The sequence below is a fragment of the Arenibacter sp. F26102 genome, from assembly GCF_023015865.1.
Taxonomy (GTDB): Bacteria; Bacteroidota; Bacteroidia; order Flavobacteriales; family Flavobacteriaceae; genus Arenibacter.
In genome coordinates, this window is sequence record NZ_JALKBC010000003.1 from 336,860 (window position 1) to 350,750 (window position 13,891).

13 protein-coding genes and 3 tRNA genes are annotated in these 13,891 nt (G+C 39.5%); 7 read left to right on the plus strand and 9 right to left on the minus strand.

Annotated elements, in window-relative coordinates; all coding sequences use genetic code 11:
• The first annotated feature begins 1 nt into the window (after nucleotide 1).
• Together MWU78_RS05720 and MWU78_RS05725 are read left to right on the plus strand one after the other, a co-directional pair.
• Nucleotides 2-418, plus strand: a complete 417-nt coding sequence (locus MWU78_RS05720) for a lipocalin family protein (RefSeq protein ID WP_246995836.1) — start codon at nucleotides 2-4, stop codon at nucleotides 416-418.
• A 2-nt stretch (nucleotides 419-420) separates the two neighbouring features.
• Nucleotides 421-717 (plus strand): DUF721 domain-containing protein, encoded by a 297-nt coding sequence (locus MWU78_RS05725; protein ID WP_187587736.1) that lies wholly within the window; start codon nucleotides 421-423, stop codon nucleotides 715-717.
• A 69-nt stretch (nucleotides 718-786) separates the two neighbouring features.
• Here MWU78_RS05725 and MWU78_RS05730 read toward each other — a convergent pair whose 3' ends face one another.
• Complete coding sequence (locus MWU78_RS05730; RefSeq protein ID WP_103440330.1) at nucleotides 787-1,206, minus strand: nucleoside-diphosphate kinase; 420 nt, start codon at nucleotides 1,204-1,206, stop codon at nucleotides 787-789.
• Nucleotides 1,207-1,437: 231 nt separating this feature from the next.
• On the opposite strand from MWU78_RS05730, the gene MWU78_RS05735 reads away from it, so the two are divergent.
• Entirely contained in the window at nucleotides 1,438-1,590 is a 153-nt protein-coding gene (locus tag MWU78_RS05735; protein WP_246995838.1) for an SsrA-binding protein, read from the plus strand.
• On the opposite strand, the gene MWU78_RS05740 is transcribed toward MWU78_RS05735, so the two are convergent.
• Nucleotides 1,587-2,099 carry an adenine phosphoribosyltransferase gene (locus MWU78_RS05740; RefSeq protein ID WP_246995840.1) on the minus strand — a complete coding sequence of 171 codons (513 nt, stop codon included), beginning with the start codon at nucleotides 2,097-2,099 and terminating at the stop codon, nucleotides 1,587-1,589. The genes MWU78_RS05735 and MWU78_RS05740 overlap by 4 nt on opposite strands.
• Before the next feature lie 84 nt (nucleotides 2,100-2,183).
• Between MWU78_RS05740 and MWU78_RS05745 the strand changes: the two genes are divergently transcribed.
• Nucleotides 2,184-2,260 (plus strand) — tRNA-Arg (locus MWU78_RS05745).
• Nucleotides 2,261-2,619: 359 nt separating this feature from the next.
• Nucleotides 2,620-3,468 carry an AraC family transcriptional regulator gene (locus MWU78_RS05750; protein ID WP_246995842.1) on the plus strand — a complete coding sequence of 283 codons (849 nt, stop codon included), beginning with the start codon at nucleotides 2,620-2,622 and terminating at the stop codon, nucleotides 3,466-3,468.
• Nucleotides 3,469-3,614: 146 nt separating this feature from the next.
• Here MWU78_RS05750 and MWU78_RS05755 read toward each other — a convergent pair whose 3' ends face one another.
• From MWU78_RS05755 to proS, 5 genes are all read right to left on the minus strand, one after another.
• A complete protein-coding gene (locus MWU78_RS05755) occupies nucleotides 3,615-5,129 on the minus strand; it encodes a metallophosphoesterase family protein (RefSeq protein WP_246995844.1) in 1,515 nt (504 codons plus the stop codon).
• A 140-nt stretch (nucleotides 5,130-5,269) separates the two neighbouring features.
• The gene (rpsT, locus tag MWU78_RS05760; protein WP_187581667.1) at nucleotides 5,270-5,521 is read right to left on the minus strand and encodes a 30S ribosomal protein S20; all 252 of its coding nucleotides are present in this window, start codon (nucleotides 5,519-5,521) and stop codon (nucleotides 5,270-5,272) included.
• Between the two features lie 49 nt (nucleotides 5,522-5,570).
• A tRNA-Glu gene (locus MWU78_RS05765) sits at nucleotides 5,571-5,642 on the minus strand.
• Between the two features lie 72 nt (nucleotides 5,643-5,714).
• Nucleotides 5,715-5,786 (minus strand) — tRNA-Glu (locus MWU78_RS05770).
• Nucleotides 5,787-5,866: 80 nt separating this feature from the next.
• Nucleotides 5,867-7,342 carry a proline--tRNA ligase gene (gene proS, locus MWU78_RS05775; RefSeq protein ID WP_246995846.1) on the minus strand — a complete coding sequence of 492 codons (1,476 nt, stop codon included), beginning with the start codon at nucleotides 7,340-7,342 and terminating at the stop codon, nucleotides 5,867-5,869.
• 99 nt (nucleotides 7,343-7,441) lie between these two features.
• Here proS and MWU78_RS05780 point away from each other — a divergent pair, with 99 nt between their 5' ends.
• Both MWU78_RS05780 and MWU78_RS05785 read left to right on the plus strand, forming a co-directional pair.
• Nucleotides 7,442-8,698, plus strand: a complete 1,257-nt coding sequence (locus MWU78_RS05780) for a hypothetical protein (protein WP_246996019.1) — start codon at nucleotides 7,442-7,444, stop codon at nucleotides 8,696-8,698.
• A 45-nt stretch (nucleotides 8,699-8,743) separates the two neighbouring features.
• A complete protein-coding gene (locus MWU78_RS05785; protein WP_246995848.1) occupies nucleotides 8,744-10,252 on the plus strand; it encodes an outer membrane protein transport protein in 1,509 nt (502 codons plus the stop codon).
• A gap of 72 nt (nucleotides 10,253-10,324) precedes the next feature.
• On the opposite strand, the gene MWU78_RS05790 is transcribed toward MWU78_RS05785, so the two are convergent.
• Both MWU78_RS05790 and MWU78_RS05795 read right to left on the minus strand, forming a co-directional pair.
• Nucleotides 10,325-11,761: a T9SS type B sorting domain-containing protein gene (locus MWU78_RS05790; protein WP_246995850.1), complete on the minus strand. Its 1,437-nt coding sequence runs from the start codon at nucleotides 11,759-11,761 to the stop codon at nucleotides 10,325-10,327.
• 231 nt (nucleotides 11,762-11,992) lie between these two features.
• Nucleotides 11,993-13,798: a T9SS type B sorting domain-containing protein gene (locus MWU78_RS05795; RefSeq protein ID WP_246995852.1), complete on the minus strand. Its 1,806-nt coding sequence runs from the start codon at nucleotides 13,796-13,798 to the stop codon at nucleotides 11,993-11,995.
• Nucleotides 13,799-13,891: the final 93 nt, after the last annotated feature.

The following is a 13,891-nucleotide window of genomic DNA, read 5'->3' on the forward strand; positions in this document are numbered from 1 at the left end:
TATGCGATATGTCTGTTATTTTATTGCCCTCATTGGTCTTATAGGTTGCCAAAACAAAGTAAACCAACTAGATCTGCCTTATCTGAACGGCTACTGGGAGATAGAAAAAGTTTCTTTTCCGGATGGCACCGAAAAGGAATACACCGTTAATACCAGTATAGACTACATTGAAATAAACGACCTAAAGGGATATCGAAAAAAGGTTCAACCAAAATTCAATGGAACCTACGATACTTCCAATGATGCGGAAATGTTTACTATTTATGAGAAGGACGGTGTTTTCACCATAAACTATGCAACAGATCTGAGCGAATGGCATGAAAAAATTGTAAATCTATCAGAGGATAACTTTACAGTTCTAAGTGAGGAAAACATAAAATACCACTACAAAAGATTTGAACCCATTAATATTGAGTAAAAATGGCAAAGAGAAAAAATGACAACCTTCGCCTAGGTGAAGCTTTACAGGAATTTATTTCTGAAAATAAATTACAAAAGGGAATGGATCGTGTAAATGCACGTGAAGCGTGGATAAATTTAATGGGCAACGGCGTAAATAATTATACTACGGCCATAGAATTAAGGAGCGACACCCTTTTTGTATCCCTTTCCTCCTCTGTGTTAAGGGAGGAGCTAAGCCTGGGCAAGTCGAAAATCATAAAGTTATTGAACGAGGAATTGGGGAAAAATCTAATCACAAAAATTGTTCTGAGATAAGTATGTGCTATACATTAACAAAAAAACCACGCCTTCCGGCGTGGTTTTTAATTATATAAAAATAAGTTCTTAGAAAATCTCCCTTCCAGCAAAATGAAAAGCACCTTCTATGGCTGCATTTTCATCACTATCAGAACCATGAACTGCATTTTCCGCTATTGAAGTAGCAAACAATTTACGAATAGTACCTTCTGCTGCGTCTGCAGGATTTGTTGCACCGATCAGGGCACGAAAATCTTCAACGGCATTATCCTTCTCCAATATCGCGGATACAATTGGACCCCTAGTCATAAAATCGACCAATTCCCCAAAAAAAGGACGCTCCTTATGTATTGCATAAAACGCTTGGGCATCCCTTTTGCTCAATTGCGTGTATTTCATTGCCACGATCTTAAATCCGGCCGATGTTATTTTGTCCAAAATTCCACCAATATGCCCATTCTCAACGGCATCTGGCTTTAACATGGTAAATGTTCTATTTGTACTCATTACTTTAAAATTTTGCGCAAAAATACGTTTTATTCTACAACTCGCAATATTTAGGGAATAACTTGTGGCATTATCCACATTTAATCGTCAACACCTCCTTCTCACCGGTATATTGACCAATAAGTCAAAACCTTGGAATCCTTTTCTTTTCTTAGTCCCTATATTTGTAAGTATATCCAATTGGACAAATAACTAATTTTAGGAACATACCCATAAAAATAATATTAAAGGATGAAAAAGGCTTTCTTTAAACTTTTGGCAAAAATAAATAAGTTGTTGTTACCATCTTATTCGAAAAAACAGCTGGACCTTTCCAAGGCCACAAAACTTCAAATGGCAATTATAGGTTGGCGTTACCTGGTAACCACAAACGCCTTGGATTAATACTTTATAAGGGACGCAACAGAGTAGCCGGACAATTTCTCCCTACCCTTTAAAAAATCAAGTTCCATTAAAAAATTGCATTGAACCACTTCTCCTCCTAACTTTTCTATTAGTTTACAAACAGCTTTAGCCGTTCCTCCAGTGGCCAAGACATCATCATGAATAAGTACTCTCTCCCCTTTTAATATACTATCAACGTGAATTTCAAGCACATCGGTTCCATATTCCAATTCGTAGGATTCGCCAATTATTTGATGAGGCAATTTTCCTCGTTTTCTTACCGGAACAAATCCAGCATTAAGGCGGGTAGCCAATAAAGGAGCAAAGATAAACCCTCTACTTTCCATACCCACCACCTTATCTATCTCCATATTTGCAATCAATTTAAATAAGGCATCCCCAGCTCCGGACAAGGCACTGGCATCCTGCAATAGGGGTGTAATATCTTTAAAAGTAATTCCTTCCTCAGGGAAATTTGGGATATCCCGCACATATTTTTTAAAATCCATTTATTTTGCTGTTGTAATTTTGTGGTAAATTTAAAAAGAAATATATTTGCAGCCCGTTAAACGGGAAAAATGAATTTTCATATTGGCCTCGTGGCGCAACTGAATAGCGCATCTGATTACGGCTCAGAAGGTTACTGGTTTGAATCCAGTCGAGGTCACCACAAGCAAGAAACCACGTCTTTTTAGACGTGGTTCTTTTTTTTACGGAAAAATCGGGCTTGCTCATAATTTTGGAAATAAAAAAGAACCAGCAATAATAGCTGCGGGGTTTCTTATTTACAAACAGAGCTTAAAGAGCTCCCACAGAATATCCCACCGAAACCTATACACTGCCCTCTTGAATTTCTATTGATAATCCCAATAAACATCCTTGAATTTTTAACGTAGGTGGGTTTCTTTTTTTTCTGACCTTCATATTTTAGAAGAATAGATCTTTTCCCGAAAAGCCTATTATTAAACTATATTACCCCATACTGCAATACATATCAAAATTTATAACAATATTTGCAAAAAACAAGTTTTGAAAGTACTTCCATTCAAAATTCCGAAGCCAAAAAACGAAGCGCTCATCTACCAAGAAGATCAGGAAAGGATATTTTACGGCCAATTACACCAACATCAAGAAATACAAATAAGCCTTATCGTAAAAGGGGCGGGATCATTTGTGGTAGCCGACACCATAAACGAATACAAGGAGAACGATATTTTGGTAATCGGAGGATACCTTCCCCATGTCTTTAAAAGCGATTTAAACAAAAGTGATGAATCTATCATGTGTTCCTTATTTTTTAATAAAAGCTCCTTTGGAAAACATTTTTTCGAATTGACGGATATGGCTGGTGCCAAGGATTTTTTTACACCTTCAGAATACGGTATGAAGGTACTATCCAAAAAAAAGAAAATCACTAAACAATTCGAGAAACTAAACAATCAAAATAAGATAGAGAGGATAGCTACGCTTTTAAAAATAATTAGTTTAATAAGTGCCGCCAAAACCACTCCTCTTTCTTCCTTTGTTTACAAAAAGAATTATACCGACGATGAAGGAAAACGAATGAACGATGTTTTTAAGTATGCCATGGAAATGTTTCACGAACCTATTACATTGGAAGAAATTGCAGATAAGGCCCATATGAACAAAAATTCGTTTTGTAGATATTTCAAGAAGCGGACCAACAAAACCTTTTTTCAGTTTTTAATTGAAATCCGTATCGAAAATGCCTGTAAACTAATTTACAACGACCCGGACCTCCCCATTTCCCATATTTCAGAACAATGCGGATTTGGAACTATAGCCAACTTCAATAGAAAATTCAAAGAAATTAAAGGGGTAACCCCAACAGAATACCGTTTGCAAAGGTTTAGTTAGTTTTTTTACCCACAGAAAAGGCAATAGAACTTTTTATTTTATTTCCCTTTATCCAAAGCCACAATACGGTGAACGCAGCTCCACTGTAATGCCGGCGCGGTAACACCAGAGGCCCCATAGGACCAATATTCCCTTGGGAACCGAAATTACTTCTTATCCTCTTCCAAAAAGTCCTTTTTTAACCGAATTGGGCTTGATGGAACCCTATTGATCAGTTGTTTTTTGCCGTCCTTTTTAATAAGATCAAAGGCATCATAGAGATTTCCTATAGGGGTATACGCCTCATATTTAATGGTATCTTTGGTAACGGTAATTATTTGAAACAATTGAGTGTACTCCCCCCTTTGTACCATCCAATCCTGGTCCTGGGATTCGTACATTTTAGGTCCACTTACCGAAACCGCATAAACGGTACCTGCATCATCAACCAATGTCAGCCCTTTACCTTCATTATCCGCATACCCCCTAGCATAGGTATGGTCATGCCCCTGCAAGACCAAATCCACTTTGTATTTATCGATCAATGGTTTTAATGCCTCCCGAAGTTCCTTATTATCCCGTCCTTTGGCCGTTGAATAAATGGGATAATGCATGGTAATTGTGGTCCATTTTTTGGTGTTGGTCCTAAGTACGGAGTCCAACCATTGCACTTGTAATTCGCGGGATTCCATTATCTCATCAAAACCTTCTGCATCTATTGAAATCAATTTCATATCCTGATAATCTACAGCATAACAAGTTTCGGATAAATAATCTGCCGGACCATTTTCTGGCAATGTAAATTGTGGCCGCCATAAGGAACTTAGAACGCCATCCCTATATTCATGGTTTCCAGGTGTCATCATACTGGGTACCGTTGCATGAATAAAACTACCGGCATAAAACCATTCGCCCCATTCCAGATTGGCATCCCTATCATTAATTAGATCACCAGCGTGCAACATAAAGTTTACTTCTGGGAATTTTCGGTAAGAATTTCTTATAACCCTAGACCATAAAGATTTGACATTATTCTGGGCATCCCCAAAATAAATAAAGCTAAAGGGGTCTCCGGAGATATCACTAGCAGTGGTATACTGAAACCATTCACTCCAACCATCGCTATTTTCCTTTCCATCACCTACCCTGTAAACATAGGTAGTCTTCGGCTGCAGACTATTTACAACTGCGGAATGGTATATCGCCTTTACCAGAGGTTCCCTTCTGTTCTGATTTTCAAAAATTTCACTCTTGGCCTCAATTCTGCGTACATCTTTCAACAAAAACTCAGGACCATCGGTTGCGACTGCAATTTCAATGAAACCTGCTTCAATTCGCCGATCTGTTCTCCAATTTACAGCTAAGCTATGCGCTGGATCTGCTGTTAAGTTGGCAATTACCCTGTCTGGCACTTGGGAAGGAAACATTAATTTATGGGCAGCTACCGCGTCATGTTCTGGATAATGGGAATGGGAATGCGAGTGCTCACTATTTAGTGAGTGATCACGAGGAATTTTTTCGTGCTTAGTCTTGCAACCCAAAATAATTACAAATAAAATGACGCCTAATTTATGTTTGACCTGAAGTAATCCCATTATATCCGATTTCAATGAGTTTTGATTTAAAATTGAAGGTCCAATATAATATGATTCATTGTAATTACCTACGCTTCCTCCACGCATACCACAAACATTACGAAATTTTAATAGTTTAGTGACATTGCACAAATCCAAGCGTGTTCCCTAATAATTTACCAGCAAAATTTAGAAACAAAAAAACGCCCATTCTTACGAAGGGCGTTCCATATTATAAATTACAAAACTTATAGCGCAGCTACTTGCTTGGTCAACTTACCTTTTAAGTTTGCAGCTTTATTGGAATGGATAATATTGCGCTTAGCCAATCTATCGATCATACTTACCACACTTGGCAACAAAGTTTCAGCAGCTTTCTTATCTTCCTCTGTACGCAATCTTCTGATAGCGTTACGGGTTGTTTTATGCTGATACCTGTTACGTAACCTCACTGCTTCGTTCCTTCTAATCCTCTTTAATGCTGACTTGTGATTTGCCATTTTCTATTTAATTAATTTTTTAGTGGGATAAACCCCGAAATCTACTGTGTAGTCCGTAGGGGAATCGAACCCCTGTTACCAGGATGAAAACCTGGCGTCCTAACCCCTAGACGAACGGACCATTTTTTGGCTTTATGTATTGACACAATTTTAAGGTCGAAATCAACACACCAAAATTTCAAAATAACCTTAGTAGTCCGTAGGGGAATCGAACCCCTGTTACCAGGATGAAAACCTGGCGTCCTAACCCCTAGACGAACGGACCATTAAATCGCATAATTGCGGATGCAAAAATACAATTATTTTTTACTATCGCAAGACCTAAATAAAATTTTTTAAAATCTTTTAATACGCTTTGGCAAAAAGCACTCTATTTGAAGATGGTTTTCCTGTTACCATGCAGACACCAACTTCCTTTTTAACATCAATAGGAATGCAGCGAATAGTAGCTTTTGTTTGTTCTTTGATCAATTCTTCCGTTTCCGGAGTTCCATCCCAATGTGCTGACAGGAATCCACCTTTATTTTCCAACACTTCCTTAAACTCCTCATAAGAATTCACCTCGGTAATGTGCGTTCTTCTGTGCTCCAAGGCCTTATTATGAATATTTGTCTGAATATCTTCCATCAAAAATTCAATTTTTGCCACTACTTCATTAGCCTTTACGGTTTCTTTTTCAAAAGTATCCCTTCTTGCCACCTCAAAAGTGCCATTATCCATATCCCTTTGCCCAATGGCCAACCGAACCGGCACTCCTTTCAACTCGTACTCATTAAACTTAAATCCAGGTTTATGGGTATCCCTATTGTCATATTTCACCGAGATTCCTTTAGATCGCAATTCCTTTACCAAAGGAGCCACTCTTTCCGAAATGGCATCCAATTGATCTTCTCCTTTGTATATAGGAACAATTACCACTTGTATTGGAGCTAGTTTTGGAGGCAAAACCAGTCCGTTATCATCGCTATGGGTCATTATCAATGCCCCCATTAATCTTGTGGAAACTCCCCAAGAGGTTGCCCATACGTATTCCTGAACTCCTTCTTTAGTTGCAAACTTTACATCAAAAGCTTTTGCAAAATTTTGCCCCAAGAAATGGGAAGTACCTGCTTGTAAGGCTTTACCATCCTGCATTAAAGCTTCAATACAATAGGTCTCCAAAGCTCCGGCAAACCGTTCACTGGCCGTTTTGGTTCCCTTTATAACGGGCACTGCCATGTAATCCTCCACAAATTCCGCATATATGTTCATCATTTGTTCTGCTTCGGCTATTGCTTCCTTTTCCGTGGCATGAGCGGTATGCCCCTCTTGCCACAAAAATTCTGCCGTTCGCAAGAAAAGACGCGTACGCATTTCCCAACGCACCACATTGGCCCATTGATTGATCAAAAGCGGTAAATCGCGATAAGATTGGATCCATCTTCTATATGTATCCCATATAATGGTTTCCGATGTTGGTCTTACAATAAGCTCTTCCTCCAACTTGGCATCAGGGTCTACAATAATTCCACTACCATCCTCGGCATTTTTTAATCTATAGTGGGTAACTACGGCACACTCCTTTGCAAAACCTTCCACATGACTTGCCTCTTTGCTCAAATAGGACTTGGGTATAAACAATGGAAAATAGGCATTCTCGTGACCCGTTTCCTTGAACATTATATCCAATTGAGCCTGCATCTTTTCCCAAATGGCATAACCATAAGGTTTAATGACCATACAACCCCTAACTCCCGAATTTTCAGCTAAATCCGCTTTCACAACAAGTTCATTATACCATTTGGAATAATCCTCTGCTCTTTTCGTTAAATTTTTACCCATACTAGTAAGTTTGGCACAAAACTTGCGACCTTATATTTAAATGAAATAGTTCGGCAAAACTAACTATTTTTACAATGTTCAACAATTAAATTTACAGCGATGATACATTCTCTACCCCACCGAAGAATACATATAGCAGCAACTGTTGTACTCCTTAGTATAGTATTGGCATCCTGCGGATCTTACCAACAAGCCTCATATTACGATAATGATGGGATCTATAGTAATAGGACCGAGCGGGTTCGTGTTAACAATCAGCCAAGAACTCAGCAAGATACCCCTAAACAGAATACCTATGGGGATTATTTTGGTCAAAAGGCCGATGAGTACGGGGAAATTCTGGATAGCGAAGTATTTACCGATGTTGATGGATACTACAGTGATGTTCAAAATGACAGCCTTAACAACAATCAGGACTTGGGTTACAATGGCAACTATAATGATTATAACGGATATGGCTCATGGGGAGATAATGCAACAACAGTAAATATAAATATACATGATGACTGGGGCTGGGGCGGTTCACCGTTTGCATGGGGATACAGTGGTTTTTACGGAGGCTACTTTGGTGGTTATTACGGATACCACAATCCTTGGAGATGGAGAGGTTATGGATATGGATGGAATAACTGGGGATGGGGCGGATACGGTTATTCATATGGTTGGGGTGGATTTTATAGCCCATATTACTACTCTCCTTATTATTACAACCCTTATCGCCACTATCCTTATTACTATTCACGAAATAGGTATGGCAATAATTACTACAATAGAAGTTATGCTTATAATGCCAGCAGAAGAGGCGTGTACAACTCCAATTCCAATTTAAGAAGCACTGCTCTAAGAGGTAGATCCAATATAAGCACAGCAAACCGAACTAGTTCAGACAGATATAGAAGCACTACTTCGCGGAGCAACATCAACCGAAGCGGCTCCACTTCACGGAGCAATGTAGGGGTAGATGCCTTGGAAAGAAATAGATCCTATCGTACCAGCAGAAGTACTAGGACTGTTCCCAACTACAATAGTAGCTCCAGAAGTAATCAGACCTATAGAAGCGGCACGCCTAACAGGAGCACCTATAAAGGTACCGCCCCAAGGACTTCTACCTATAGAAGTTCTGGAAGCACACCTTCAAGATCATCCAGTGGAACCTACAGAAGTTCAAGCCCAACACGATCATCAAGTGGAACCTATAGAAGTAATTCCAGTAGTACTCCATCTAGATCGTCCAGTGGCAACGTAAGAAGCTCCAGTAGCTCCAGAAGTTCCAGCGGTAGCGTAAGAAGTTCTAGCAGTTCTTCTTCAAGATCATCGTCAACTTCAAGCAGCAGAAGTAGCGGTAGACGCAACTAGACAATATGGCCCTAATTTCAATAAAAACTTTCTAAAATAAATAAAATGAAAAGGAACTACACTTTCATTCTACTATTGGTATGTGCCTTCGCCAGTGCCCAGAACATTAATGATGTTTTAAGGTTGAGCGGGGAGAGTACTTACGGAACAGCTCGATTTCAAGGATTAAATGGTGCCTTTGGCGCATTGGGAGGGGATTTGTCATCCTTAAATATAAATCCGGCAGGTTCTGCTGTTTTTAACAACAGCCTACTATCCTTAACAGGTTCAAACTACAACGTTAAAAATGATGCTACCTATTTCAATAGCAGCTCCAGCACCTCTTTAAATTCAGTAGACCTTAACCAAATAGGCGGGGTTTTCGTTTTTAAAAGCACCAACAGCAGTTCACCTTGGAGGAAGGTTGCCCTGGCATTTAATTATGACCTAATTAAAAGTTTTGACGACGACCTTTTTGTTACCGGCAATAGCAATCAGGGTATCGACAATTACTTTTTGGATTTAGCCAATGGCGTACCTTTTGGACCACTTTTAATTCAGGATGATGAGTTTATAGAAGAAGCCTATCTAGACATCGGTTCTAACTTAGGGTTTGTGGACCAACAGGCATTTTTAGGTTACTATGGCGGTATTATAGACCCTGTAGATTTTTCGGACGACAACAATACCGATTACATCTCCAACGCCAACTACAGTAACGTTAACCAGAATTACTCGCAGAGCAGCTCTGGATACAATAGCAAGTTTACGGCCAATCTGGCCTCGCAGTATGGCGACAATCTATATTTGGGAGCCTCGATGAACATACATAGTGTATTTCTAGACAAACTTACCCAATTGACGGAAAGAGGTTTCGATGCCGATTCGGAAATTCAAACCATAACTTTCGACAACTTTTTAAGAACTCAAGGAAGTGGATTTTCCTTTAGTGTGGGTGCCATTGGCAAACTAAATGAGACATTCAGGATTGGCGGTAGTTATCAATCCCCTACCTGGTACCGATTATCGGATGAAACCTCTCAAAGAATAAATTCAGATCTGGCAGATAGTGATATTTCATTTATCAATTTTAATATCATTAACGTTTTCGAGGATTACACTATTAAAATACCTGCTAAACTAACAGGCAGTTTAGCCATAATTTTCGGTCAGGATGGACTAATAAGTTTTGACTATGGATATCAAGATATGTCCAAGGCCGAATTAAGACCTGGTTCAGATCCAAGTTTTGCCTCGGAAAACCAATTTATATCAGACAAATTAAGCACTGTATCCACTTTTAGATTGGGTGGGGAGTACAGAATTCAAGCACTTAGCTTAAGGGCCGGATATAGATTTGAACAAAGTCCGTATGCCAATGGAGGAACCATAGGCGATTTGAATGGTTATTCCGGTGGAATTGGCTATAATTTTGGAGGGAGCAGGCTAGACTTATCCTACAACTACGCCACACAGGATATAAACAAACAACTTTATGATGTTGGACTTCCTACCCCGGCAAGCATTACCAATAAGAACTCTGTAGTAAGTTTAGGATACACCCTTAATTTCTAACTAACACAATATTTACAAACAAAAAAAAAGACGGGTAAGTCCCGTCTTTTTTTTTGTTTTAGAGTTATATATTTATCGCTTCAAAGTAAAGTGGGTCCTAATAGATCGCGCCACTATAATACCATCTTCGTCACGGGAATAGTCCATCCTAAACCAATAGTCCGATGACGGCATAGGCCTTCCATTAAAGGTACCGTCCCATCCAATAGTTGTTTCATCTATCTGCTTCAACAGTTTTCCATATCGATCAAATATAAAAACTACGGGGTCTATCAAAGTCGAAATACCATATACGTTCCACCGGTCGTGAATTCCATCGGCATTGGGCGTAAAAAACTTGGGGTAACCTACCACCAAGAATTCTATGGGCTCGGTAGTACCACAACCATTTTTATCGTTTATAATTACTGTATTTACACCTGGAGGTACATTGTTAAAAACAGGATCATCCTGAAACTCACCTCCGTTTAAGGCATATTCGTAACTTCCATCCGGGTTGGCCACCACTATTTCCACAATATTATTATCAGAAAGGTCGTCCCTGACGATTACCTCCTGCAAGACAGGTGTTCCGAAAAAGGTGATCAATATATCATCGCCAACATTATTTCCAAAACTATTGGTTAATTCAACAAAATATCGACCTGAATCAGGACTGCTCACCACCAATTCGGCATTGGAAGGTCCCGACCCAGGTAAGGTTGCATCAATAACACCATCATCCTCATAATCTACGGTCCAAACAACACTGGCTATATCCGGCCCAAAAGGAGAATTTTGTGCAGATAAAGTGATGTCCGGATCATCCTCACATGCAATTATATCCAATCCCAAAAATTCGTCACGTAAGGTACAATCCAACGCATTATCTTGATCGGCATCAACCGAACTACCCGTAAAAGTCAATGAAAATTGCTCGGCATCATCATCGAAATTGGTGTTGAAATTATTAATGAAAATATAGTAGATTTCTCCTGGGAGTACATCCAACCATTCGTCATATGTGTTTTGGCTTTGCTTTAAAAAAGGAGCACCCACATCCCCATTCTCCGGATTAATCCCTATTCCCGTGAAACGCGTATTATTGGCTTCATAATTACAACGGATAGGTTCTGCTCCACTTCCTATAATCGAACAGAAATTTTGCCCACTGGTCTGATCATAAGGACCATAAACAGCAAAGTCCCACTCCGCGGTTATTGTAGAACCCGTTACCGGCAAAGCCTCAATATCAAAACCTACCTGACCGCCTGTACCTGCTCTAAAAACGAACCAAGAGGTGTTGTTTTCGATGTTCGCAGAACTTACACTTCCTTTCTCCAAACAACCACTTTGCCGAATTTCATCAGGGTCAAAATCGTCTATATCACCACTGCCATCAACAATTGGCATAATTGGCTGGCCATCGGCACAAACAGGAATAGCACTCCTACAATCAGGTGAATTTTGCGCACCTATATTACTGACAAACAGAAATATAAGACAAATAGAACAGGCAAGTGTTCGCATAGGTATTGGGGCTAAATATATACTTAAGTCAAGTATAATAACTCTTATGAAAAAGATTTAGTATAAATAGGGTATAAATTATCGCAAAACAGGAGCCATCCCTTGTTCCTGCTGAAATTAATAAACATCCTCAAAAACATAATCTGCGGATGCTGTGTTTTACCTGCCCAGACCACTCAGTTTTTACCCTAACTAAAAAACAATTTGACCGAGGCCTTTAACCTACCACTACTAACGCTTTAAAGAAAAATGATTATTCACATATTTTGCAATTGTCCGTTGCCCGTTCTGATCCAGAAAGCTCAACTTGAACCAATAATCTCCGGAAGGCAAAGCCACACCATTATAGGTTCCGTCCCAACCCATACTATTTTGGGACAGTTGTTTTAGCAACTTTCCATATCTGTCATATACAAAAAGCATAGGCTCTTCCAAACTTGAAATACCTACAATATTCCAAACGTCGTTGGCCCCATCCCCGTTGGGAGTAAAAAATTTAGGAAACCCCACCACAACAATGCTTTCCGTGGCAGAACCGCAACCATTTAAATCGTTTAAAGTTATTGTATGCGCACCGGGAAGTACGTTATAGAATATATTTCCCGATTGATATGCCCCATCATCCAAACGATATTCAAAATCACCCTCCCTCTCAGGTATAATGGTAACGGTATTGTTATCCTGCAAATCGTCAACAATAACCTCCTTAATATGCGGCGTCTTGGATGCATAAACGGTAATAACAAAAGTATTTTCGCACTTGGACACACCTAGTTTATCACTTATATTCAAAGAATATTCCCCGCCTTGAGTAACTATTATACTGGAAGTTATTTCGCCGGTATTCCATTGATAATCGTAGTCTGGATCTGGGGACAACTCTCCTATAACAGCACTAAGCTCCCCTTCACACAGAAAGACCTCCAAAGGAAAATCTGGAACCAAAGGTTCATGCACGGTTAATTTAAAGTCTTGGGAAGCATCGTAACATCTAGGATTCTGCACTGAGGTTGCCCTAATATAAATCTGTTGTTCCCCTGTCACCAATTTATATTCCAAAGGCAATGCATCTATTCCTGCATCAGCATTGGCACTATTGGCGTGATAAGATATAATTACCTCTTCTTCGGATTGCCCACCCAATGCCATTTGGTCCTTTTTACTTAAATCATAGTATTGGGCATCCAGGCAGGTGTTTTCATCATTTACGCTAGATGTTGTAGGTGCTGTAGAAAAACCTACCTGAACATCGCTAATTATATTATTCTGGGATTGTGTAATTACTTCCACCCTGTAAAAAGCAGCAACCAAGACCGTTAGTGTAGCAGAAACCTCTCCTGAAATTAGGGAATAACCATTTCCAATATCCTTGTACCATGTATAACTCACCACATCAGCAGTAGTGGCATCCAAAACAATGTTTTCGTTGTCACAAGCCGCAATTGGGGGTCCCAAAAGATTACTTATTATTGAGCAGTCCAATGCATCATAGGGGTTGCTGACAAAAATTTGACCTGTGAATTGTATAGAAAATCCCGAATTGATATTACTAAAATTGTTGACCAATAAGTAATAATCCTCCCCCGGCAATACCTCCAACCATTCCTCATATTGAACGTTATTGACAGCACCTTTGGGATCCTCCCCTACACCAATAAAACTATTGGCCTCTCTATTATCAAAAAAATTACATCTAACTGGGTCGCCGAGAGAATTGCAATCACTGGCTTTATAAAGTGCAAAGTCCCAATCCTCTTTGGAATCAAACCCAATATTAAACCCCAATTGCCCAGAAGCACCTGTCCTAAATCTATACCAAGCAGCGTTTGATTCAATTGCCCCGGAAAGTGTTTTTTCCAAACAACCGGATTTGGCAGCCCCTTTAAAGTCGTCGGCCCCAAAACCGTTGGTACCTCCATTCACTGGAGTACTATTACAGATAGGCACTGCATTTGAACAATCCGATGCCACTTGGGCCGTGGCCAAAGCGGTACCTAGAAACCAAATAACACCAAAAACGACAACCAACCTGTTCATGAATACCTACAATATTTGGGAATTTCAAAAGTAACCTCCTATTCCAGTTAACACTAATTTATGTTGTGTAACAAGGCAAACATGGTATAAAGT